The organism is Desulfoscipio geothermicus DSM 3669 (genome assembly GCF_900115975.1).
GTDB lineage: Bacteria > Bacillota > Desulfotomaculia > Desulfotomaculales > Desulfallaceae > Desulfoscipio > Desulfoscipio geothermicus.
Window position 1 is genome coordinate 18,307 of record NZ_FOYM01000017.1, and the last position, 23,622, is coordinate 41,928.

Sequence of the window (23,622 nt, forward strand, 5' to 3'; positions counted from 1 at the left end):
ATTATGCCGTTTTTTTATCCTCCAAAGTTATTTTTTTGAAGAGCATGGATTCAAGCCTGATAAAAGATTTAGTTTTGGCCAGTGAAAATATAATTAACGCAGTCCAGATAAAAACAAAGGATGAAAGATGAACGCCGGTAAACGGTTCATGATAGATAAAAACGCCTAAAATCAGCATCAGAGTCGGGGCAATATACTGTAAAAATCCAATCACCGATAACGGAAGACGCTTTGCGCCGCCGGCAAACAAGAGCAGCGGAACTGCTGTGATAACACCGGCCCCTATTAAAAGCGACGAGGTTATTGGAGAATCTAAACCAAAGGCTCCATTCCCGTTATTATGTACATATCTTAAAAATATTAATGCAAACGGGGAAATGAACAGGGTTTCCAGTGTAAGTCCGGTTATGGCCCCGGCGTTGACCACTTTTTTAATTAGGCCATATAAACCAAAGCTTATGGCTAATATTAATGCCACCCAGGGAACAGATCCAAAACGCAATGTCATGTTTAACACACCGATCGTGGCCAGGAAAAAGGATACTATTTGCCAGAGTGAGAGTTTTTCTTTTAATACAATAATTCCCAGCAGCACACTTATCAGCGGATTAATGTAATACCCCAGGCTTGATTCAATAACATGATTATTATTTACCGCCCAGATGTAAGTAAACCAGTTTACACTGACCAGCGCGGCAGCCATCATAATACCCAGGAGCTTTTTCGGTTGAACAATGATTTCAAATAGCTCACTGATAAACGCCCTTAGCTTTGCTGTTACAAGTAAAACAAATACCATAAAGAAAAAAGACCATACAATGCGGTGCGCCAGGATTTCCTGGGACGGAACATTGTGGACAAACTTCCAGTAGACCGGTAAAATCCCCCAAAGCACGTATGCGCCTACGGCAGATACAATTCCTGTAACCTGTTCATTTGTTTGTTCAAGCTTCATAGCCATTGCCCCGATCGTGAAAATTAACGAACAAAATAATTGTAGGCCCAATCATTATAAAATGCAATAGCAGCAGGGCGGTATAAAACAATGGAGAAACCCGGCTCTGTATGTGCGCCGGGTTTTCAATTAAATCACGTGTGTGGAAGAACTGTTAAAACCGGCCCATAAATTGTCACCTACAGTGATTGCCGTTTCTTTGACAAACCGGGTGGTGGCAAAACATACCAGAGGGATCCCGATGTCAATGGTTATTTTGGATAGCGCGCCCTGGTTGCTGATATTTAATACTTTCCCGTTAAACTGGTAGTGATAGCACAAATCAAAAGGTTCCTTGGATAAGGCAATATCTTCGGGGGGGACAGCCACCTTTACTTTTCCTTGCTTGCCGGTATTTACAAATATGTCTACGTCCGGGGCTAAAGAAACCTTGTCGTCGTTTACTTGCCCTTCAAAAATATTTTCTATTCCCACAAAGCTGGCTACGAAATCGTTCTGTGGTTTGTAAAAAATTTCCTGCGGCGTTCCCACCTGAATAATTTGACCCTGGTGCATGACTCCAATTTTATCTGCCAGGTACATTGCTTCATTAAAGTCATGGGTTACGTGCAAGGTGGTTGTTTTCAGGGTTTGATGAATTTTTTTCAGTTCCTCCTGGAAATTTTCCTTGGAACGGGGGTCCAGGGCGCTCAAAGGTTCGTCCAGTAAAAGTATTTCCGGAGAAATGATCAAAGCTCTGGCCAGCGCCGTTCTCTGCTGCTCGCCTCCGCTTAGGGTGGAAGGGTGCCGGTTCAGCAAGTGACCGATACCTAGCATGGCAACCAATTCATCTAATTTACTTTTGATTATCTTTTTCGGGAGTTTGCGTATTTGGGCGCCAAAAATGATATTTTCTTTTACCGTTAGATGTGGAAAAAGCGCGTAGTCCTGATAAACAAAGCCTACTTTTCGTTGTTCCGGGGCAAGGGTCGCCAGGTTGCGTTCTTTAAACCGGATGGTGCCCTTATCCGGTCGATACATTCCCGCGATCGTTTCCAGAATTACTGTTTTCCCGGTACCGGTGGGGCCGAGTATGATAAAATATTCTCCTTCCTGTACTTCCAGGTTGATATCTAACAGCTGAAATTCTCCCAATTTTACGGTGACATGTTCCAATCTGAGCAACTTTCAATATCCCCCTTAACTACCCAACCGTGAGTGCTCCAGCTGGTTTCCCCCCAAATATTGAAATATAAATAGAGAAATTACTGAGATCAGTATGAGGATTGTTGCCGCCGCCATGGCCAGTTCGAGATCACCGGTGGACATGTTTAAAAACAATGAAACAGGGAGGGTTTCCGTTTTTAAACGGGTGGCGCCCGCCAGCATAAGGGCTGCGCCGAATTCCCCCAGCGCCCTGGCCCACGTGATCACCACCCCGGCTAAAATACCGTTCTTGGCCAGGGGGAGTGTAACCTGGCAAATGGCTTGGATTCGGTTGCAACCCAGGGTTCGGGCGACAAATTCAATGCGCGGATCGATATTTTCAATTACCGCCTTGAGTACCCGCAGCATATAAGGCACATTGACAAAAAATTGAGCCAGGATAATCCCTTGAACGGTAAACACAAAATTTAGACCGGCATTGATCAAAAAACGTCCGAAATCGGAGTTCCCGAACAGAATCAGCAATGCCACGCCGGATACTATTGGCGGCAAAGCCATGGGGACTTCCAATATTGTATTGACCAGTTTTTTGCCCGGAAATGGCAAACGAACCATACCGTAGGCGACAGGGACGGAAAAAACTATGCACATTAAAGTAGAGATTATCGAGGTGTAAAAGCTCAGCTTTATGGCAAACCGGATCTCTTCAATCAACAGACTCGTTAAAAGATTCGGCAATCCCCTGGTCAATACCATGGAAATAGCCAGGATGATAAATCCGGTCAGTATTGCAATACATAAAGCGATAAAGGCGTTAAATAATATATTGATACTATTTTTGTTTTTCACTATAGTTACACGCCCTTTTCAACTGACTATTCCACCGGCTTAAAACCATGTTTCTGAAAAATCTCTTTTCCTGCAGCGGAAGCCGTAAAATCAACGAATTGCCTGGCCAACTCCATTTGTTGAGAGTTTTTAATTACGCAAACAGGGATAGTTTTAATCATATTTTTTTCTTTGGGAATTTCAATAACCTCTATTTCTTCAGCCGCCAGGGCATTGTCTTCCCAGATTATGGACGCGTCTGCCTGTTTCATGCTCAGGTAAACCACCAGTTCATTAACGGTCGCGGCTTTTGCTACCGTGTTACGGGCCACGGATTCTTTCAGATTGTTTTCTTCCAGCAGTTTTTGAGCCAGTTTGCCGATGGCCGCAGATTTTTCATCAGCTAAAACCACCCGGACATCTTTTTTGCCCAGGTCTGCCAGACTTTTTATATTGGCGGGGTTACCCCGGGGCACGCCGATTACGGGTATATGATAGGCCACATCTTTTTTTTCATCAACCAAACCTTTTTCTTTAGCTAAATCGTAGTAATATAAAGACCCGGGCACATACACATCTCCCTTGCCGCTGAGCTCAATTTGGCTAAGGTTTTGCGCCGATCCTGCATAGGAATAATGTACTTTGACGCCGAATTTTTCTGTGAATAGTTTACCAATTTCGTCCATGGGCTTGCGCAGGCCGGCGCCGCTGTACACCTGCAGGGATCTAGTTTCCGTTTTGACTGCTTTATTGTCATCCTGGCTTGATGTGCTGCTGCCGCAGCCGGTCAGGGCAATAATCATCATCACTGCAATAATAAATATTGAGAGCCGTTTAACCAGCATGGAAATAATACTCCTTTCTAATTAATGTCCGCAGTGGCAGTATTTCTGGCAGCCTGTAAAATACGCTATTCCAGCAACGGTCACCCCGTAAAAAACCACGGGCTTTTCTTTAAGGATGGATTTGTAAGTATTGTTTACCAGGGTGCTGCCGGTAGCAAAAACGATATTACTCCAATTTAGCACTTCCTCCGTGTTATCGACGTGCTCGACCAGCACGCCGTACTTGTACCGGCCGACGTTTTCGGGGTCTAAATCGGTGACCCTGATGGGAAAATGCCGGGCCAGGTTATCTACCATGGCGGGCTGCAAGCCGATGAAAGCGATGCGGGGGCAGGTGGATATCTTTTCAACGTATTTCACCAGGTTACGTGCGCATTCTTCGGGTTCTTCGTTTTTGCAGTGAACGGTGCGGTCAATCCACTTCAAGTGCTTCAACACGGCGTTGATAGTGGCAATAAATATGGCGCGCTCAAAATTGTCGGACAGGCCAAGTTCCAGCACTTCCCGGACAGTGCCGCTGAACTTGCCCGGCATGTCGGTAAAGGCCTGGCCCACACCGTCCAGGAAACGGGCTTCGATCATTACTTCCCGGCCTTTTACCAGGGGAAAATCCTGCCGTTCGGGATTGCCGATGGATTCTTCGGGCGACAGGGTGCGCGCTGATACAATATGTACCTCCCGCTCCAGAAGTCCGTATTCTTCCGATATTTGTCGCAGTTTTTCCTGTAATCTGTCGTAGGTCAGTTCATCAAGCCGGATACTACGGAAATGCTTGTCATTACCGTTCATCAAATTAATACCTCCTTTGTAAATTAATTATTTTTTAAAGTAAAATAAAAAAAACCGGAGAACAAGACTCCGGTTGGTAAAGCACATCAAAAACTGCCCTGCATAAGCAAAAGTAGGCTCCTTTCCAACCGGGAGGCGCACCGGTTTCCCCGTACACCCTGTCGTTCACGGACCATATCTCTAAAGACTTAGGCCCCATGAATCGGAGCATGAAATTAAATTGTAATTTGAAAAAGCCGGCTCTGCGCAAAAAAAAGCAGTAACCGGCCATAAATCAACCGTACCACCTCCTTTCCGCATCGGGAGGCACAGGCGTTTCCCCCTGCACCCTACCGGTCCAAAAACCATAGCCAATATATCTTGAGCGCCTTAGGTTAAAGGACTCGGAGGAAATATTATTATTTGTCGGCAATTTTTTATATAATTCGCCATTAAGTCTTAAGTTCCTGCACATCAACCCCTTTCGATTTTCATTTGCCGTATTTGTTAGGTCCGCATGCAAATGAAATTGAAGACGCGTACAAATTACAAAGGATAGCGGTTTGCTTGGCAGGTCCTGAAGCATTCAAAACATTCTGGAATATAAGGGGCTCACATTTTGTGACATAACGAAGTACGGGTGACATGCTTAACCCTGGTTCTGCCGTGCTTGAGTTTCATATTTCCATACTTGTCACTGATGATGGCATAACCACTTGCCAATACTTTGGGGTCGTTTTTGATTTCGCCCAATATGGCGTTGATTATTTTTTGCCTTACTTTCCGCTCATTTGTTTTGGCCGGGTAAAAAAAAGAAACGGCTGCATATCCGTAAGCATTTCTTTGTTCAACCCTGACCAGCAGTCCGGCATCAGTTAATCTGTCGTAAACCAAGTAAGGATCAAATAGTCTACAATCCAACCCGCCAAATTTTTCACATATATCGTTGAGTATTATTTCCCTTTCGTTATGTATGCCGGTAACCACTCCCGGCCTGAACAAAACAACAAAATTACCCAACTGGCTTTTTTTCACGTCTGCCCCTCCTTGAAAGCAAAAAGCCCTTCATTGCGAAAAAGCAATGAAGGGCATAGTTAACAATGCCTGCCATTCTCTTCTTTCCGCAATGGGAGGCGCACCAGTTTCCCGGTACACCCTACCGGTCCGGCCGCCATGACGTAACCGCCTGCAGGCCTGCCGGACTCGAAGAGTTAGTTTTTCTATAATATACTTTATAAAGAGTACTTTCCGCAATAGTGTTGAACAAATTTACCAGTAAACGGCGAGCCTGTTCATTTGCCGCGGTCTATGCCGGTTCCCCCGCCAGCAGGGCGACGGGGAAGCTTTTAAATACATAGATAAGCGGTATCTTGCCGTCACCGGTGCTAACCGTTTCACCGGTAAGCACATTCCTCCAGGCGCGCGGGGCTTCGTCCGGCAGCGCCAGGGCTTGGTCCCCCCACAGCTCCACCGGTAAAAGGAGCCGTTCCTTGGGCGGTTCATTCAGCAGCGTATCGTCCATTTCCGGCCAATGGCTTTGCAAATGCAGCCGCGCCGGCATGCGGGGCACCGCTACCAGCGCCCAGGTATGGCCGTGCCGCCTGGCAAAGGCGCACACGTGCTCGTATTGCAGGCTGCCGGTCTGCATGGGCAGGTATTCACCGGAAGCGAACAACCGGTGGTGCTCCCGGCGGTAATGCAGTGCCATATAGGTAAGGAACTGCTTTAGCCGTCCGTCTTTCCAGGATTTAAGCAAATCATCCACCAGACCGGGCAGGTCGCCGGCTTCCCGCCGCTGCAGTTCGGCCAGCTGTGCGGCCAGGCTCTTATAATCCACCGGGCGCCGGTTGTCCGGGTCCACCAGGCTGAAATTCCAGCTTTCCATGCCCTGGTAAATGTCGGGTACCCCCGGGGAGGTGATTTTCAGCAGCACCTGTGCCAGCGAACTGATGGCCCCGTAATAGGCGATAATATCCCGGAAGCGTTTGAAATCTTGCAGGAACTCGTTGTTTTGCCCGGGTTCCAGTATGGACAATGCAAAGTTTACCAGAGCATCTTCGTAACCGGTATCCGGTTCAAGCCACCTGGTGTACACCTTGGCCTCCCGGGAGGCTTTAATCAGGAATTCCTTCAGGCGTTCTTTGAAAGAAGACTCTTCATCTTCCGCCAGGGGCCAGGCCCCGACCAGGGTCTGGTAGATGAGCAGTTCCACGTTGTCGTCGGGTACGGGCTGGTCGTCCACCACCTGCTTTTTGTCCCGGTTCCAGCGGCGCCATTTCTCCAGGTGGTTCACCCAGATGGCGGGTATTTCCGACAGTAAGTTGATGCGCGCCCGCACGTCTTCGCTGCGCTTGGTGTCGTGGGTGGATGTAGCGTTCAGGGTGTGGGGCCGGCGCTCCTGCCTGGCCCGGTTGCGCCGGTGAAACTCGTCCACGGCTATCCCCGTGCTGTGGGGCTCGCCGCCCACTTCGTTCAGGGAAATCAACCGGTTGTAAACGTACATGGCGGTGTCTTCCAGCCCCTTGGCCATGATTGGGCCGGTGAACTGCTGCCAGCGCATTACAAAGTCCAGCCAATTGCGCCGCCGGTCTTCCGGCAGCCAGTCCCCGAAATCCAGCAGCAGCACCCGGCGCAGGAAGCCGGCGGCCGGACCGATGGCGCGGTGCCGCTTGACTGCCTCGGCTACGGCCTGTTCAACATAAGCCCGGTCCCGGTCGCTGACTGTGTAGTCGCGGGTGTAGGTCCGGTAAACCGGGAAGCAGGCGGTCACTTCCACCAGCGCCTGTTCCAGTTGGTTGGGGGTGAGGTCGCGGCCGTGCCGGTCCTGTTTGGCCAGTTCCACCAGCTGCCGCGCCAGACTGCGCATCTCGCCGCCGAACAGTTCCGCCATCACCCGGCGCTTCCGGGCGTACTCCACTTTGGTAAAATTGGGCTCGGACCCGCGCAGGCGGGCGTAAACCCGGTCCAGGACAGCGATGCCGGGACTGTTGACGAACAGCTCGTTCAACGTGCGTAAAAAGTCGTAACCGGTGGTGCCGTAAACCGGCCACTCCGTGGGGAGTTCTTCGTCGCCGCTGAGTATTTTCTCCACTACTACATAAAAGCCGGGGTTACCCCCCGCGCCGTTCAGTTGTTCCTGCAACCGGCGCAGGTAGGTCAGGGGGTCGTGCAACCCGTCCACGTGGTCAATGCGCATCCCGGTGACCTGCCCGGCCCGGGCCAATTTCAGCACCAGGGAGTGGGTGGCCGTAAACACTTCTTCATCTTCCATACGCAGCGATACCATGTCGGTGATGTTGAAAAACCGCCGGTAATTAATTTCCTGGTTGGCCACCCGCCAGAAGGCGATACGGTAAGCCTGCCGGGCCAGCAGCCGGTCCAGCAGGTTAAAACTTTGCGGATCTCCCCGGACCCCGTTAAAAATACGCAGATTTTCATTTATGAACGCTTTAATCTCCGGGTAATTGTTATACAGGTCCCGGAGCCTGTCCTTAGCCTCGCGGAAAGCGGCCGCAAAGTCGTTATCCGTGCGGGGGGGGAGGTGCTCCAGCAGATCCAGCAACTGCGCCAGCTGTACCCGGCCCGGGTGGTCAGGACCGAGGTTGGCCGCCAGTTCCTCCGCCCGGTGCTGCAGGATTTCACCATATGTACCGGGGTGGAGCGGGAATTGCTTGTCATTGTATCTGAGCTGGAAGCCGTCAGCAGTGAGAATAAGGGCCAACTCTCCCTTTTCCAGCGCTTCGCCGTAAAAGGAGCTCAGCACGGGCAGCAGCACCTTGCCGGCCAGCCCGGGTTTGCCGGACCGCCAGTTTATATCAAAAAACGATGCGTAGGGCGAATCGGGGCCGAACTGGAGGACGTCCAGCCACCACGGGTTTTCGGTGCCGGCGGCCATGTGGTTGGGCACGATATCCAGTACCAGTCCCATGTCATGCCGCCGCAGGGCTCGGGCCAGGCCGGTGAACATATCCTCGCCGCCCAGCGCGGGGTTCAACTGGGTGGGATCGGTTACGTCGTAACCATGCTCGCTTTCCTGCCTGGCTTTAAGCAGGGGAGAGGCATAAATATCGGTAATGCCCAGGGCATGTAAATAAGGCACCAGGTCCCGGGCGTCGGCAAACCCGAACCGGTGGTTGAACTGAAGCCGGTAGGTGGCTGCGGGAATGCGTTGAGCCGGCATTTTTAGTTCCCCCTTTGCACGCGTAGTTTTTCACCCAGGGAATCAAAGCGGTCGACCCACGCCCGGGCACCCCCGTCTCCCTGCCGCACCTTTTCCCGCAGGCCCGGGTAAACGGCCTGGGCCAGCCGGTAATAGATGTTCTGGGCTTTCCACAGGTCCACTCTGAAAGGCAGCGAGCGGACCAGGTCAATCAATGTGTCAAACTTTTCCAGAATGCTCAGTTCGGTGGGATTGTTAAGGAACCGGACCGCCACCCGCTCCAGGGTTCTTTCCAGGACATACTTAAGGACCGCCTCGTCTAGGTTTACGGCGAAGGTTTTGGCCTCTTGCAGGTAAATTTTAATCTGCTCTATGTCCAGCGCATCGTTCATAAAAGACTGGCGCAACCTGGTATTCAGGTAAAAATCGGCGGCGCATTGCAGGGCGTGGGGCATGGGCATGCCCAGGTCCTTTAAAAACCGCATCAATGAAGCGTTGTGTTCATAAATGGTGCGGTAATCGGCTTCCAGTTGGGCCATGGTGGAATCGAGAATAATGCTTAGTATTTTGCGCTGCTGGTCCCGAAATAGATGTTTGAGCGAGTAAATGACACCCTCTTTGAAGTACAGGTCCAGCAGGCGGATCAGGTCCGGGAGGTCGGCCCGGTTGAAGGCTTCGGATACCCCCTGCACCATTTGCTGGTAAGCCGTCTCGTCGCTGAAGTAGCGGACGCCGCCGCTCACGTTGTGGTGGCCGAAATAAACCACCCCGTAGCTTACGTGCGCCGATTCCCGGGTGATTTGCGAAACGACCTGCGCCTGGCCCACCGCCATTTTCATTTCCCCCGCCATCAGCACCTGTTTGTCCAGCCTTTCCACCGTGTAACAGTAGACTTGGGACTTTTTTCCGAAATGATTGAACAGGGAACTGATGGCATAGTGGGCTCCCACCTTGGGCAAATCCACCATGGCCGGGGTGACAAATCCTTCATAAATATAGGCGCCGTCCCGGTATTTGGGCACATTGCTTTTGGCATGTGCGAGGATATCCAGGAAAGCGGGTTCCAACCGCTTACCAAACAGCTCCTGCCCCAGCTGGATCACCCGCCCGGCGTACTGGAGCACCTGGACGGTTTCAATGCCCGAAATGTCATCAAAAAACCACCCGCAGCTGGTGTACATCAGCATGGCGTGCCGCTGCATTTCCAGCAGTTTCAGGACGGTAACCCGGTCCGCGGGCTCCAGCCGGCGGATGGCATGACTTGCCAGGAACCGGTCCACATTATCCGGGGAACGGTTGAGTATTACGTTAATATATTCGTTTCGCGCCGCCCAGGGGTCTTTGAGGTATTTGCCCGCGTGTTTTTCGTATAACGGGTCCAGGGTATCCCGTAACAGGTCCAGGGACTGCCGCAGCGGGGCCCGCCAGGCCTGGTTCCAATCCGGGTGCATGCCCGTGTGGCAGCCGCAGTCGCCCCGCCACCGGTCTACCCCGTGGGCGCAGCTCCAGGCGGTGTTTTCATGAATTTCCACCTCGTGTGTGGGCGGGTGCATGGCCAGGTACTCGCTGTAATTGGTGAGCCGGGCCAGTTTATGGGATTCAATGTAATCGATGGCGTAAGCCAGCGCCATTTCTCCGTGACGGTGATGGTGGCCGTAAGTTTCGCCGTCGGTGGCGATGTGCACCAACTGCGGCCGGTCGCGGGTGTCGGAAAAGCCCTCCATTAACCGGTGGGCAAATCTTTCCCCGTTGGCAAGCAGGTGCTCAAAGGCCACTGCCTGGGAAATGGGACCGTCGTAAAAAAAGATGCAGATTGTCCGGCCCGAACGGGGCAGGCGCAATTGATAAGCCATGGTGGGGTCGATGCCCCGGGGGCCTGTTTCCTCCCAGTCGCCGCCGCCTATTTTGCGCACCCGCCGGGCCTGGTACTGGGTGAGGATGGTGAAGCGGATGCCCTGCTCGGCCATAATCTCCAGGCTTTCCAGGTCCACGGCGGTTTCCGGCAGCCACATGCCCTCCGGCTTGCGCCCGAAGCGGTGCTCAAAATCCTTGATGCCCCAGAACACCTGGGTGTATTTGTCCCGGCTGCCGGCCAGGGGCATGATCATGTGATTATAGGCCTGGGCCAGGGCCGAACCGTGGCCGGAAAACCTCTGCCGGCTTTCCCGGTCGGCTGCCAGCACGGCCCGGTACACCTCCGGGTCGTTGTCCGCCATCCAATCCAGCAGGGTGGGGCCGAAATTAAAACTTATCTTGGTGTAATTGTTGACTATTTTTTTAATATACCCTTTATCGTTCAGGATGCGCGCGGCGGTATTGGGCGCGTAGCACTCCGCACTGATGCGTTCGTTCCAATCGTGGTAGGGGTGGGCTGAATCCTGCAGCTCAATATCTTCCAGCCACGGGTTTTCCCGGGGCGGCTGGTAAAAATGGCCGTGTATGCATAGATAACGTTCCACCGGTTATTCCTCCTTTTCTCGCCGGAACAAAACGCAGGTCCGGGGGGGTAAAGTAATTTGCACTTCACCTGCGGATTTAATCGAGGCGGGGGCGATGCCGCCGCCGCCCAGCCAGCGTTCTTCCGCAGTATCCAGCAGTTTGTGCCAGCGACCCGCCGGTACGGGCAGGGTAACGCCGGTGTCCTTTTCACTGAAGGAAAAGGCTATGCATACCTCGTCGTCGCCGCTTCGGCGGCGAATGAACAGCACCCGCCCGCCCCCGCAAGGGATCGCTTCCAGGTCATCTTTGCTCAAATTGGCCAGAGCCAGTACCTCCCGGCGCAACCGGATCAATTGCCGGTAAAGCCGGTAGAGGACGCGGTGGTGCCCCTGCCGGCGCAGGTCGTGGTTCAGGCGGGAACGCCGGAAGGTGGCTTCGTCCTGCGGGTCGGGCACCTCTTCTTCCCAGTCAAAGGCGGCAAACTCTTCCCGCCGCCCCTTGCGTACCGCTTCGGCCAGCTCCGGGTCGGTATGGCTGGTGAAATACTGAAAAGGCGCTGTTTCTCCATATTCCTCGCCCATAAACAGCATCGGTATGAAGGGGGAGAGGAATACCGCGCAGGCCGCCAGCTTCAGCCCGGCAAAGGATGTCAGGGTGCTCAGTCGCTCGCCGAAGGCGCGGTTGCCCACCTGATCGTGATTTTGGGCGAATACTACAAACCGGTTGCCGGGGCAGAGCACGGGCGAATTGCCGTGCCGGCGCCGCCGGTGGCGGGAATATTGACCCGTGTAAACGTAGCCCGCGCGGAAAGCCCGGGCCAGGTGTTCCAGGCGGCCGAAGTCTTTATAATAACCGCGCTGCTCACCCGTCAGCAGGGTATGCAGGGAGTGGTGAAAGTCGTCGGCCCATTGGGCGTCCATGCCGTAGCCGCCCATTACCGGCGGGAGGATCACCCGGGCGTCATTCAGGTCGCTTTCGGCGATCACATGCACCCGGCGTCCCAGCAGTTCGCCCTGCCGGTGCACCGCCGCCGCCAGTTCCTGCAGAAATGGTTGGGCCGAGAAATCTTTAATGGCGTGGACGGCGTCCAGCCGGAACCCGTCCATGTGAAATTCCGTCAGCCAGTAGAGGGTGTTTTCGATGAAAAAACGCCGCACCTCGTCGCTGGCCGGGCCGTCAAAATTGAGCAGCGCCCCCCAGGGGCCTTTATACCGGTCGGTGAAATACGGGGCGAAATCCGGCAGGTAGTTGCCTTCGGGCCCCAGGTGGTTGTAGACCACGTCCAGAATTACCGCCAGCCCTTTTTGGTGGCAGGCGTCCACCAACTGTTGCAGCCCCCGGGGGCCGCCGTAGGAGTTCTGTACTGCGTAGGGGTAAACTCCGTCGTAGCCCCAGTTGCGGCTGCCCGGGAACTGGGCCACCGGCATAATCTCGATGGCGGTGACGCCCAATTCGCGCAGTTCATCCAGGTGGGGGATGACGGCTGCAAAAGTCCCTTCGGGGGTGAAGGTGCCCACGTGCAGTTCGTACAGGATCAAATCGTCCTGAGCCGTGCTGCACCAGCAAGCGTCCGTCCAGTTGAAGTCGTGGTTATAAACCACCTGGGAAGGGCCGTGCACTCCTTCGGGCTGATAGCGCGAGGCGGGGTCCGGGCGCTTTTTCTCGCCGTCCAGCACGTAAAAATAACGGCTGCCCGGTTCCACGCCTTCCACCACGCCGTGGTGATAACCCCGCTTTCCCCGGGCCAGCGTCTGTTGCAGCTCCCGTGGAGCCACAATATGTACATCCACCCGGTCGGCCAGGGGGGCCCAGACCATAAACCGGCAGCGCCCCTCACCCAGATATGCAGCGCCCAGACTTACCTCGTTCATGACATACCTCCTTAAGGGGGTCAGACTTTAACTTATTTAAACTAACTGTATTATTCAAATATTTAAATATGTCTCAGTTTATCCACTGACCGGAGCGTATGCAGTACCTCCGGCATCCGGCTGAAAACCTCAAAATCCACTGCCGCTTTGCGCCGCCAGTTGTGTTCGTTTTTCGTACCGGGCATATTCTGCGGTTTTTCCTCCAGCCACAAATCCTCCAGGTTGATCATTACAATACGCGCCCGGCCGGCGGCCAGCTGTTTCAGGCAGCCCCGGAGAACGGTTCCCGTGTTGCCCGCCGGGGCTTTCAGCCGGCCTTTTTTGTGCAGGGCTGACAGTATGCCGGTGCGCCGGGCGGTGTCTTCATTTTGCCATTGTGCCTTGAAGGGGGGCATGTCGTGCGTGTTCAGGGCGGCCAGGGACCTGGCCGGAACGGGGTTGAATCCCCGGCGGGGGACTCGTTTCAGCTCGAAGGGCAGTATATACATCCGGTATATTTTATGCCGGGCCATGGCCGTCCGGACTTCGCCCGGCACAGTGCCCAGGTCCTCGCCCACCAGCAGTGTTTTATGCCGGTGGGACTCCAGGGTTAAAATGGCGTAAAACTCTTCGGCATGATACCGCACGTAAACCCCTTCGCGGGCCGTCAAACCCTTGGGAATCCAGAACAGCCGGTGCAGGCCCATTACGTGGTCCAGTCGCAGGATCCCGGCGTGCCGGAGGTGGTGCCGCAGATACGCGATAAAGTACCGGTAATGCTGTTCCCGTATGCGCTCCGGATGCATGGGGGCGAACTCCCAGTCCTGCCCCGCGGTGTTTAACGGGTCCGGCGGCGCGCCGGAACTGGCATCCATGGCAAAGGCGGCGCGCTCGCGCCATACGTCGTACCCGGCGCTGTGCACCCCCAGCGGCAGGTCCAGGTACAGACCGGCGCCACGTTTTCGGGCCAGCGTTGCCAGGGCCTGAAACTGTTCGGCGGCCAGCCATTGAGCGTACAGGTGGTAGCGCGCGGCCCCGGGGTCGTAGTCCCCTTCCCGGAGTTCGCCGTCCCGCATCCGGTCCGGCCATTCTTGCCAGCCGGCGCGCCGCTGCTCAACCACCGCCCGGAAGCGGGCGTAATCCGGGGCCGCCGGGTTTTCCGCCGCCCAGCGCTCCAGTTCGGTCCGGCGTCCGGGGGCAGCCTCGTAGCAGCAGCGGGCCAGCATTTCCAGTATGCGGCGTTTTACAGCCATCCCCCGGCGGTAATCCACCACGGGCGCGCCCCGCAGGGCTGCGATCTCCGCCTGAAACGCCGGGGAGTTCAACAATTCCCGCGCCTCCGGGCACTGCTGCAGTTCCGGGATGTGGTCCACGGCCAGGTAGAATTCGTTCCAGAATAACCGGCTGGCGGGCGCGTAGGGGCTGGGGTCGAAGGGTTCATCCAAAAAGGCGGCCAGCAGCGGCAGGGTGCCTACCATATCGCCCCCCAGCCCTTGCACCCAACGAAGCAGCAGTTCCAGGTCGGCTATATCGCCGGCCGCCCAACTGCGCCCGGAACGCAGGGCGTAAAGCGGCAGGAAGACCCCCCAGTTCCGGCCGGTTGCCTCCGCCGGGGGCAGGTAAGCCTGTTGCGGCGCGACGATGAGCAGTGTATGATATACAGCGCCCTGTATAGTCAACATGCAGCGGTGGTAGCCCCGGGGCAGGCCGGCGGGCAGGTCAAGCTGTTTGGCCACGTAATCCACGCCCTCCACCGCCGCTGCGCGCACCGCGGGCAGGCGGTCCGGGCACCGGGTCCACTGCCGCGTTTCTCCGTCCTCCAGTTCCAGACGGCAGTCAACCGGAGTTTGCGCCTGGTTTGCGGGCACCCGCAGTTCCACATGAGCGGGCCGACCTTCCCGCACTACGGTCACCGGTTCGCAGCAGCGCCGCCATAATTCCTGCCGGCGTTCCCGCAGTGCGCCGGGCACGTCGTCCATGTTTTCCACCGGCGCCCCCAGGGCCCGGAGCGCGGCCAGCAGCTGGTGCGGCGCGGCCTCCCGGCGCTTTCCCGCGGCATCCCGGTAGCTGGTTTGTATGCCGTACAGCCCGGCCAGCCGGTGCAGCAGCCGGACTTGCGTTTCATGCATGATAAAACCCCCCGGAATAAATTCCCGCAGCCTCCCGGCGCGTGAATGCGCAAGCGCAGCGGTGACCGCAAAAAAAACAAAAGTCGTATGTCAGATTACTGGATATTGTGCGCAATTTTATCGTCTTTAAACAAAACCATCTATAATAGTATTATACTGTCGTCAGGATCCAAACCTGTAAAAAAAAACAATAACCCGTTAATTTTTGCGGCGCTTTTTGCATAAGCTATACATGTTCATTCAATCAGGACGGGCAATGGATTCGAAAGGAGAAACGTTATGTCAGGGGAATACATGATAACCGGCGTAGCCGATTACGAGCCGTACGTCGGTGCGCAAACCATTGAGCGCCTCATAAAAAAGGCCAAAGCGCTGCAGGATCTGCACGTGGTGCATGTAAATTCCACTTATTACGGGGGCGGCGTGGCGGAACTTTTATCTTCGATGACCCTTTTACTTAACAATCTCGGTATTAAAACGGGCTGGCGCATCATCTTCGGTCCCCCGGACTTTTTTCGCATTACCAAGGGTATGCATAACGCCATCCAGGGAGGAGACATCAACTTATCGGACTACGGTAAAAAATTATATGAGATTATAGTATATGAAAATTCAATTCGCATGAGATTGGACCATGACATAGTTGTGATACACGACCCCCAACCTCTGCCGCTGATCAATCACTACCGAAAAAAAGGTCCTTGGATTTGGCGCTGCCATGTGGACCTGTCGAACCCGAACCGGGAACTCTGGGACTACCTGAAAACCTTTATCGAAAAATATGACGCCGTGATTGTCAGCATCAAGGAATACGCCCAGCAGCTAAAAACGCCGCAGTTGTTTTTTATGCCGGCCATTGACCCTTTCGCCACCAAAAACCGGGACCTGGGTGAAGAAATACTTAACGAAAGGCTTAAGCGGTACGATATACCCACCGACCTGCCACTGGTGGTGCAAATATCCCGTTTTGACCGCTGGAAGGACCCGGAGGGAGTAATCAAGGCGTTTAATATAGCCCGCAGGGAAGTGGACTGCACCCTGGTGCTGCTGGGTAATGTGGCCACGGACGACCCGGAAGGCCAGGAGGTTTTTGAATCGATGTTGGAGTACCAGGATGAGCGCATCATTATCCGGTCCGTTGAGGATGCGGCCCTGGTAAACGCCCTTCAGCGGCGCGCCGCGGTGGTGCTGCAAAAATCCATCCGCGAGGGTTTCGGTCTGACGGTCACCGAGGCCATGTGGAAGGGAACGCCGGTGATCGGCGGTAAAGTAGGCGGCATACCCTCGCAAATTCAGGACGGCGTGAACGGTTTTTTGGTAACATCTATTGAGGAAGCGGCGGATCGTATTGTCCGGCTGCTCAAAGATGAGGATTTGCGGCAGCGGATGGGCAGGGAGGCGCGGGAGACGGTGCGCAAAAACTTTTTGCTGATCCGGTTGGTGGAACAGTACCTGGATTTGTTTAGCTCCTTTGAACCTTCTTACCGCTTGAAGAACGGGGTAGGTTACCGGCAGGGATAGAAAAAGCGTGTATTTCGTTTTTTAAAACGATGGGCTGGACATTTTGTTCATTAAATGTTAGTATATTCTTAAATTAAATAAGCTGTTCAGGTTCCCCCGCCTTGCGGGGGGGGGTGAAAAGGGAACCGGGTGCAAATCCCGGGCGGTCCGGCCACTGTGAGTGGGGAGCGGTTCCCGAAATGCCACTGTCTGCGGACGGGAAGGCGGGAAACACGCTGTGAACCACAAGTCAGGAGACCTGCCTGGACGAAAGCATGCAGCCTTCCGCGCAAAGGCCAGGTGCTGTTTGAGGGATAGCGATAGACCCCGTGCCGCAATAAAGCGGCACCATCAGGGAATAAACGCGGGCGGGGACCTCCGGCCTTTTGAAAAAACTATTCCATTAGTCAAAAAGCCCGGCTTTTCAAGAAAAGCCGGGCTTTAAATTTTAAAACCCAATACTCCTTTCACGTTTTGACCGCCCGTCGTCCTTTGGGGTGCCGGGCGGTTTTTTTTACGGTTCTAACCCGTGGCTCGCGAGTAATTTTACAAACTGGCAAAAATATAGCATGTAAATATTATGTTATAAATATTATTTACAAAAAGAGGTGCTGGCAAAGGCCGCTAAAAGGGGGGTAAACCGGGGGTGTTGTCACCGAGCCTGGAAGATTACCTGGAAGAAATTTACCGTTTTTCGTTGCATAACGATGTGGTGCGGGTCAGTGATATAGCGGCTTGCCTGGATGTAACCATGCCTTCAGTTAATAGCGCCATCCGTAAACTGAGCAATGAAAACTACTTGATTTATAAAAGATACAAAGAACTGGTGTTGACGAACAAGGGGCGCCGGGTGGGTAAATTCCTGGTGGAAAGAAACAGTATACTGCAAAAATTTTTGCAGGTAATTAATTCCGCATGCGACGTTAAAGCGGAAGCCGAGGCCATGGAACACTACTTGTCCCTGCCCACCATCAGGTCCATAGAGAGCCTGTTGGATTTTATGGAAAGCAATCGGGATTGTTACAAAAAATTTTTAGAGCACTGCCGGCACCGGCAGGAAAAGGGGCTGGGACTGGTGAACGGGTACAAGGATTAAAGTGAGGGTGCGCTGGTTGATACCGCATCCTCACTTTTATTTTACCGGTATGAATTATAGACAAGCCCGGCGTCAACGCCGGCAGAGGGCTTGTTGCTGAATATTACCAGACGCATGCTGTAACACATGCCGCCGGAGTGTCATATTATTTATTGATTGTTAGTTGCATTTAACATTTTTATCAGTTTGGTTAAGAGGAGGAGCATCTATGGCTGGTAAAACGACTTTAAATAACTTGCCCAGCGGTTCCTTTGCCCTGGTAACCGAAGTTTTGGCCGAGGGTTTGATCCGCCGGAGGCTGCTGGACCTGGGCCTGGTGCCCGGCACCAGGGTGGAGGTTGTGCGCCGCAGTCCGGCGGGCGATCCCACAGCCTTCAATATTCGCGGCGCAATAATTGCCCTGCGTAAGGAAGTGGCCGGCCAAGTTCTGGTCAGTCCCCTGGGGGATGAAGCCGCCGGATAGGAGCCCCGGTCATCCGGGACAATATATTCATTGCAGAGGAGGGTTCAGGGGTGGGCCTGACATATCAGTCAACCGGGAAACTGGCAACCCGGGAGATCTTCAACGTGCCAGCATCTATCAGGCAGCCGGTGGTTGCCCTGGCAGGTAACCCCAATACCGGAAAAAGCACGGTTTTCAACGCTTTGACGGGCCTGCGCCAGCATACGGGCAACTGGCCCGGCAAAACGGTGTTGCAGGCCAAGGGGAGCTATATCCATGACGGCCGCAAGTATACCCTGGTGGACTTGCCGGGGACCTATTCGCTGCTGGCCAATTCCGTGGAAGAGGAAGTGGCCAGGGACTTTATTTGTTTTGCCAGGCCGGATGCCACGGTGACGGTGGTGGATGCCACGTGCCTGGAACGAAATTTAAATCTGGTGCTGCAAGTTATGGAAATTACTGATAAGGTGATTGTCTGTGTTAACCTGATCGACGAAGCACGGCGCAAGAATATCCGGATAGATTCGGACAAATTAAGTGAAAGGCTGGGGGTGCCGGTGGTGACCACGGCGGCGCGCAGCGGTGAAGGGCTGTCGCGTCTGCTGGATGTTATCAGTGACGTGGTGTTTGGCCGGGTGCAGCCAAAACCCAGGCTTGTGCGATATACGCCGGAGGTGGAAGAAGCCATAGCCCGGTTGGAACCCGGGATCAGGGCCCTGGTGGGCGGGGAGATCAACGCCCGCTGGGTGGCCTTGCGCCTGCTGGACGGAGACATCAAGCTGGGGCATTCTCTGGAAATATTTTGTAATAGACGCGAGCCGGTCCGGGCAGCGCGGGAGGTCTTGGTATGAGTACCCGGACCATTTTGGGGGACCTGATGGAAGAGGCCAAGAACATTGTAGGTCCGCGTCAGGATCAGGTGCGGGACAGCGTGGTGAAAAGTATTTTCCAGGCCGCCGAAAATATTGCCGGTGAGGTGGTTAGTTGTTCTTCGCCGGGCCGGGCCAACTGGGATCGGAAAATTGACAATATCATCACCTCGCCCGTCTGGGGATTTCCTTCAATGTTCGGATTGCTGGCGGTGGTTTTCTGGGTGACCTTGTCCGGCGCCAATGTACCGTCAGCTATCCTGGCCGAAGGGCTGTTTTGGATTGAGGACCGGCTGACGGACTTGTTTGCGGCCTTGCACGCCCCCGCCTGGCTGCACGGTTTTTTAGTTCTGGGGGTATACCGGAGCCTGGCCTGGGTGGTGTCGGTAATGCTTCCTCCCATGGCCATTTTCTTCCCCCTGTTTACTTTGTTGGAAGATTCGGGCTATCTACCCCGGGTGGCCTTTAACCTGGACCGTTTTTTCAAAAAAGCCGGCGCCCACGGCAAGCAGGCCCTGACCATGAGCATGGGTTTCGGGTGTAACGCCGCGGGGGTCGTGGCCTGCCGCATTATCGAGTCGCCCCGGGAGCGGCTGATCGCTACGCTGACCAACAATTTTGTGCCCTGCAACGGCAGGTTTCCCACCTTGATCGCTCTGGCCACCATCTTTGTGGGTGGTTCCGTGGCGGTGTTTCCGGGCAGCGCGATGGCCACCCTGGCTGTGGCCGGGTTGGTGGTGTTCGGCATTGCCGTAACTTTGCTGGTATCCTGGGTGCTGTCCCGCACCCTGCTGCGGGGTGAGCCTTCGTCATTCACCCTGGAAATGCCGCCTTACAGAAAGCCGCAGGTAGGCCGGGTTATCGTGCGCTCGGTGCTTGACCGGACCATGTTTGTGCTGGCCCGGGCGGCGGTGGTTGCCGCCCCGGCCGGCGGTTTCATCTGGCTGCTGGCCAACGCCCGCATTGGCGGTACCAGTGCTCTGGCCATCATAGCCGGCTGGTTGGACCCCCTGGCCGGGTGTATGGGGCTGGATGGCTTTATCCTACTGGCCTTTATCCTGGGCCTGCCGGCCAATGAGATTGTCTTGCCCATTCTGATCATGGGTTATGTCTGTGGCGGAGCCATGACTGAACTGAACAGCCTGGCCGACCTGCGCCAACTGCTGGTGGACCGGCACGGTTGGACCTGGCTGACGGCCCTGTGCACCATGCTTTTTTCCCTCTGCCACTGGCCCTGCGGCACAACTCTGTTGACCATTTATAAGGAGCAGCGGAACTGGCGCTGGACGGTTGCCGCCGCCCTGATACCGACCGCAGTGGGTGTTGTGGTATGCATGGTCGTGAATAACCTGGTACGAACACTGGATTGGGTTTAAAACTACTCAATATTTAATAAAAATTTCGTTGAAGCCCGGTATAACATGAAAAAAAGGGGACTGGCTCCTTTTTCGTATTTTGAAAAAGGTGCCTATCCCCTTTGTGTTTTATTTTATTTCTAGCATAACGTTTTACTGTACAGTTTGCAGGTTTCCGGTTATAATAGAGGTGAGGTGGTAGCATTGGGGAGTTGAGGAAGTACAAAATAGGTCAAATAGCCAAAAAAGCGGGGGTGAGCAAAAGAACCATAGATTATTACACCAATCTGGGCTTATTAAAGCCCATCCGGTCGGAAAACAATTACCGGTACTATACCGAAGAATCCCTCGTACGCCTGCATATCATTGAAGGCATGAAGGCGAACCGGTTTACCCTGGAAGAGATCAGGGAACAATTGGAGCGTTTGGATGACCTTGCTCAAACGGAAGCAGCCGGCAGCATTACAGACAACGCAATTAACATTGATGTCTTGCGCAATCAGCTAAAACAGTTGGAAAAACAACTTTTGCAACTACAGCCTGCGGTTGTCGGCCTGGACGCCCAAAAGGCCGCCGCGCTGAGAAACAGAATCATGGTGCAAAGTATGGCATTAGTACAGTCATTAATGCTATATATCAATGAAATAACTTGCAACCTGTAAATTTACCACCGGTGCCAATTTTAGACCTGCTTCTTTGGATATGATACAAAATATATGATAAATGGGGAGGTTGGAGAAAAATGAACACATTAAAAGCCTGGTTATTAATGGGCGTGCTGTCCATCCTGCTGGTGCTGATAGGTAACGCCATGTTTGGCGAATCCGGCGCCATGCTGTTTTTCCTGATTGCCATGGGGATGAACTTTTTCAGCTACTTTTACAGCGATAAAATTGCCATTAAAATGACCCGCTCTTACCCCGTTTCCGAAGCCGAGGCACCGGAACTTTACGCCATTGTCAGGCGGTTGTCCCAGCGGGCCGGCATTCCCATGCCCAAACTTTACGTTACTCCTTCCGAACAGCCCAACGCCTTTGCCACCGGGCGCAGCCCGGCCCATTCGGCAGTGGCCGTTACCGAGGGGATCATGCGCATTTTGAACCGTTCCGAGGTGGAAGGCGTGCTGGCGCACGAACTGGCGCACATTAAAAACCGGGACGTCCTGGTGGGTACCATTGCAGCCGCTTTGGCCGGCGCCATCACCATGATGGCCAACGCTTTCCAGTGGGCGGCCATATTCGGTATGGGCGGCAATGATGAAGATGAAGGGGGTGCCGGCCTGGTGGGCGGTCTGGTGATGGCCTTTCTGGCGCCCATCGCGGCCATGATCGTGCAAATGGCCATCTCTCGCTCCCGGGAATACGGCGCGGACGCTACCGGTGCCCGGATTGCCGGCTCGCCGGACGGTCTGGCCAACGCATTGCTTAAGCTGGAGTCAGCGGCCCACCGCATTCCCATGCAGACCAACCCGGCCACCTCACACCTGTTCATCGTGAACCCGCTGTCGGGAGCCTCCGTGGCCAGGCTGTTCAGCACCCACCCGCCCATCCAGGAACGGGTGGAGCGGCTGAGAAGTATGCGGGTGTAAAGCTTATAAAAGCAGGTAGTTTGCTTTAGGCAAACTACCTGCTTTTTGGTGTCAGCTATAGCCGCCCCACCCAGTTTCCTGTTATGATATATTCCATGGAAGGGAATGGTTTTCCTTCTTCCGGTGTGATCAATATCACGCTATGCCATGTCGGGTTTTATGGCGGGTTGGAGTGGGCGTAATATAATATAGTGAAAAAGATGAACAGGTGAGTCTATATGTGTAATCAATCTTTGTTGTTTACCGGCCGGCAGGTACAGCCGGCGGAATTTTTTGCGCAACTGGCCCGTTTTGTGGCCGTGCTGCGCAGCCTGGGTCTGAAGACCGGCACTTCGGAACTGGCCGACGCCGCCCGGGCGCTGGCCGCGGTGGACGTGCTGGACCGGGAGCAGTTTCGCCTGGCCCTGCGGGCTACCCTGGTTAAAACGCAGCGGGAAGCCCGGGTATTTGACCTGGCCTTTGACAGGTTTTTTGTGCCGTACGAGGTAAAGGAACAACTTCGCCGGCAGGAGGCCCGGGAAGTGGAGCAGCGGGAGCAGCTAATGGAAGACTCGGCGGCCGAGATCAGGGAGGGAGTTTCCCGCAGCGGCGGGGAATGGGCCGGCGGGGCCACGGAACAGTTAAATCTGACCGACGAGCAACTGGAGACTTATTCCCGCCTGCCGGAGGAGGAAAGAAACAGGATTCGCAATTTATTGGAACATTACCGGGGTAACCCGGTGAACGACCCGTCCAGCCTGATTGCCCAGGTGGTGCAGGCATCTTTGGATTACTGGCGGTACCACCTGAACCGGCAGCAGGAGGATACGGGGATTATCCGGCAGGAAGAAGAAGTGACTTATTACGGCGACGAGGCGGTGGATGAGGTGGTGCGCGCGGTATCCCGGGACTTGACCGGTGAGCCCGAGGAATCTTTGCTGGAGAGGGATATGCGCGCCATCGGCGAACAGGATATGCCCCGGGTTACCGTACTGATGCGCAAAATGGCCCGCCGGCTGGCCACCGGTTTATCCCGGCGCTATCGCGGCAGCCGCAAGAAGCGGGCCATCGACATTCGGCGCACCGTGCGGGGCAGCGTGCAGTTCGGCGGCACGCCCGTTTACCTGCGCTACCGCAGCAAACGGGTGCAAAAGCCGCGGCTGGTGCTGATATGCGACGTTTCCGCTTCCATGGCGCTGTACGCCCGGTTGATAATCCAGTTTGTGTACGGCCTGACAGATGTGGTGCGGGACATTGAAACCTTTATCTTCGCTGAAGACCTGGAGCGCATCACGCCCCAATTGCGCAGGCGACTGGGGTTTGCCGGCACCATGGCCGCCGTCATGACCGAGAGCGAGCAATGGGGCAAGACCACCAATCTGGCGGAGGCGCTGCGGACATTTACAGCGGGTTACGCTAACTTGCTAACCAGGCAAACCTTTGTGATTATCGTCAGCGACACCAGGACCCAGCACCCTGAAGATACCGCGCGCCAGCTGGAAGAAATGAAAAGGAACGTCAGGGACGTGCTCTGGCTGAATACGCTGCCCCGCAGTTTGTGGCGGGAAGTCCGCACGGTGGATTTATTCCGCAAAAAGGTGCGCCTTTTGGAAAGCAACACCCTGGCTCAGCTGGAGCGGGCCATGCATGCTTTGTAATTTGTTTTATGTCATT

Annotated in this window: 18 protein-coding genes and 4 riboswitches; of the genes, 8 read left to right on the plus strand and 10 right to left on the minus strand. The window is 54.5% G+C overall.

What is annotated here, in order from left to right:
• Nucleotide 1: 1 nt before the first annotated feature.
• The 10 genes from rarD to malQ form a co-directional block, all read right to left on the minus strand.
• Entirely contained in the window at nt 2–961 is a 960-nt protein-coding gene (gene rarD, locus BM299_RS11070) for an EamA family transporter RarD (RefSeq protein WP_114340125.1), read from the minus strand.
• Nucleotides 962–1,084: 123 nt separating this feature from the next.
• A complete protein-coding gene (locus tag BM299_RS11075; RefSeq protein WP_092484009.1) occupies nt 1,085–2,119 on the minus strand; it encodes an ABC transporter ATP-binding protein in 1,035 nt (344 codons plus the stop codon).
• 15 nt (nt 2,120–2,134) lie between these two features.
• Complete coding sequence (locus BM299_RS11080; protein WP_245779739.1) at nt 2,135–2,950, minus strand: ABC transporter permease; 816 nt, start codon at nt 2,948–2,950, stop codon at nt 2,135–2,137.
• Between the two features lie 26 nt (nt 2,951–2,976).
• Nucleotides 2,977–3,774: a molybdate ABC transporter substrate-binding protein gene (modA, locus tag BM299_RS11085; RefSeq protein WP_092484012.1), complete on the minus strand. Its 798-nt coding sequence runs from the start codon at nt 3,772–3,774 to the stop codon at nt 2,977–2,979.
• A 21-nt stretch (nt 3,775–3,795) separates the two neighbouring features.
• Nucleotides 3,796–4,563, minus strand: coding sequence for a Rossmann-like domain-containing protein (locus BM299_RS11090; RefSeq protein WP_092484015.1), 768 nt, complete (start codon nt 4,561–4,563; stop codon nt 3,796–3,798).
• A gap of 101 nt (nt 4,564–4,664) precedes the next feature.
• Nucleotides 4,665–4,783, minus strand: a riboswitch (molybdenum cofactor riboswitch).
• Nucleotides 4,784–4,834: 51 nt separating this feature from the next.
• Nucleotides 4,835–4,964, minus strand: a riboswitch (molybdenum cofactor riboswitch).
• Between the two features lie 190 nt (nt 4,965–5,154).
• A complete protein-coding gene (locus BM299_RS11095) occupies nt 5,155–5,577 on the minus strand; it encodes a hypothetical protein (protein ID WP_092484018.1) in 423 nt (140 codons plus the stop codon).
• A 63-nt stretch (nt 5,578–5,640) separates the two neighbouring features.
• Nucleotides 5,641–5,763, minus strand: a riboswitch (molybdenum cofactor riboswitch).
• 85 nt (nt 5,764–5,848) lie between these two features.
• A complete protein-coding gene (treY, locus tag BM299_RS11100; protein WP_092484021.1) occupies nt 5,849–8,722 on the minus strand; it encodes a malto-oligosyltrehalose synthase in 2,874 nt (957 codons plus the stop codon).
• Nucleotides 8,723–8,724: 2 nt separating this feature from the next.
• Nucleotides 8,725–11,160, minus strand: coding sequence for a DUF3536 domain-containing protein (locus BM299_RS11105; RefSeq protein ID WP_092484024.1), 2,436 nt, complete (start codon nt 11,158–11,160; stop codon nt 8,725–8,727).
• 3 nt (nt 11,161–11,163) lie between these two features.
• Entirely contained in the window at nt 11,164–13,011 is a 1,848-nt protein-coding gene (gene treZ / locus BM299_RS11110; RefSeq protein WP_092484027.1) for a malto-oligosyltrehalose trehalohydrolase, read from the minus strand.
• Nucleotides 13,012–13,073: 62 nt separating this feature from the next.
• Complete coding sequence (malQ, locus tag BM299_RS11115) at nt 13,074–15,119, minus strand: 4-alpha-glucanotransferase (protein WP_092484030.1); 2,046 nt, start codon at nt 15,117–15,119, stop codon at nt 13,074–13,076.
• Nucleotides 15,120–15,398: 279 nt separating this feature from the next.
• On the opposite strand from malQ, the gene BM299_RS11120 reads away from it, so the two are divergent.
• The 8 genes from BM299_RS11120 to BM299_RS11150 all read left to right on the plus strand — a co-directional run bounded on the left by BM299_RS11120 (nt 15,399) and on the right by BM299_RS11150 (nt 23,606).
• On the plus strand, nt 15,399–16,640 hold the full coding sequence (locus tag BM299_RS11120; RefSeq protein ID WP_092484033.1) for a glycosyltransferase: 1,242 nt from the start codon (nt 15,399–15,401) through the stop codon (nt 16,638–16,640).
• Nucleotides 16,641–16,711: 71 nt separating this feature from the next.
• Nucleotides 16,712–16,900: riboswitch (cobalamin riboswitch) on the plus strand.
• 365 nt (nt 16,901–17,265) lie between these two features.
• Nucleotides 17,266–17,715, plus strand: a complete 450-nt coding sequence (locus tag BM299_RS11125; protein WP_092484036.1) for a metal-dependent transcriptional regulator — start codon at nt 17,266–17,268, stop codon at nt 17,713–17,715.
• Between the two features lie 208 nt (nt 17,716–17,923).
• A complete protein-coding gene (locus BM299_RS11130; RefSeq protein ID WP_092484039.1) occupies nt 17,924–18,178 on the plus strand; it encodes a FeoA family protein in 255 nt (84 codons plus the stop codon).
• Between the two features lie 50 nt (nt 18,179–18,228).
• Nucleotides 18,229–19,008 (plus strand): FeoB small GTPase domain-containing protein, encoded by a 780-nt coding sequence (locus tag BM299_RS19345; protein WP_165608278.1) that lies wholly within the window; start codon nt 18,229–18,231, stop codon nt 19,006–19,008.
• Nucleotides 19,005–20,402, plus strand: a complete 1,398-nt coding sequence (locus BM299_RS19350) for a nucleoside recognition domain-containing protein (RefSeq protein WP_165608279.1) — start codon at nt 19,005–19,007, stop codon at nt 20,400–20,402. The genes BM299_RS19345 and BM299_RS19350 overlap by 4 nt, the downstream gene beginning before the upstream one ends.
• Before the next feature lie 191 nt (nt 20,403–20,593).
• The gene (locus BM299_RS11140; protein ID WP_092484042.1) at nt 20,594–21,043 is read left to right on the plus strand and encodes a MerR family transcriptional regulator; all 450 of its coding nucleotides are present in this window, start codon (nt 20,594–20,596) and stop codon (nt 21,041–21,043) included.
• 80 nt (nt 21,044–21,123) lie between these two features.
• Nucleotides 21,124–21,969 (plus strand): zinc metalloprotease HtpX, encoded by an 846-nt coding sequence (locus BM299_RS11145; protein ID WP_092484045.1) that lies wholly within the window; start codon nt 21,124–21,126, stop codon nt 21,967–21,969.
• A 218-nt stretch (nt 21,970–22,187) separates the two neighbouring features.
• Complete coding sequence (locus tag BM299_RS11150; RefSeq protein ID WP_092484048.1) at nt 22,188–23,606, plus strand: vWA domain-containing protein; 1,419 nt, start codon at nt 22,188–22,190, stop codon at nt 23,604–23,606.
• Nucleotides 23,607–23,622 lie beyond the last annotated feature (16 nt).

Bases quoted from the DNA above. Each gene is read 5' to 3' on its own strand.
- rarD (WP_114340125.1), bottom strand. From the start codon at position 961: ATGGCTATGAAGCTTGAACAAACAAATGAACAGGTTACAGGAATTGTA.
- modA (WP_092484012.1), bottom strand. From the start codon at position 3,774: ATGCTGGTTAAACGGCTCTCAATATTTATTATTGCAGTGATGATGATT.
- BM299_RS11090 (WP_092484015.1), bottom strand. From the start codon at position 4,563: ATGAACGGTAATGACAAGCATTTCCGTAGTATCCGGCTTGATGAACTG.
- treY (WP_092484021.1), bottom strand. From the start codon at position 8,722: ATGCCGGCTCAACGCATTCCCGCAGCCACCTACCGGCTTCAGTTCAAC.
- treZ (WP_092484027.1), bottom strand. From the start codon at position 13,011: ATGAACGAGGTAAGTCTGGGCGCTGCATATCTGGGTGAGGGGCGCTGC.
- malQ (WP_092484030.1), bottom strand. From the start codon at position 15,119: ATGCATGAAACGCAAGTCCGGCTGCTGCACCGGCTGGCCGGGCTGTAC.
- BM299_RS11120 (WP_092484033.1), top strand. From the start codon at position 15,399: ATGTCAGGGGAATACATGATAACCGGCGTAGCCGATTACGAGCCGTAC.
- BM299_RS11130 (WP_092484039.1), top strand. From the start codon at position 17,924: ATGGCTGGTAAAACGACTTTAAATAACTTGCCCAGCGGTTCCTTTGCC.
- BM299_RS19350 (WP_165608279.1), top strand. From the start codon at position 19,005: ATGAGTACCCGGACCATTTTGGGGGACCTGATGGAAGAGGCCAAGAAC.
- BM299_RS11145 (WP_092484045.1), top strand. From the start codon at position 21,124: ATGAACACATTAAAAGCCTGGTTATTAATGGGCGTGCTGTCCATCCTG.
- BM299_RS11150 (WP_092484048.1), top strand. From the start codon at position 22,188: ATGTGTAATCAATCTTTGTTGTTTACCGGCCGGCAGGTACAGCCGGCG.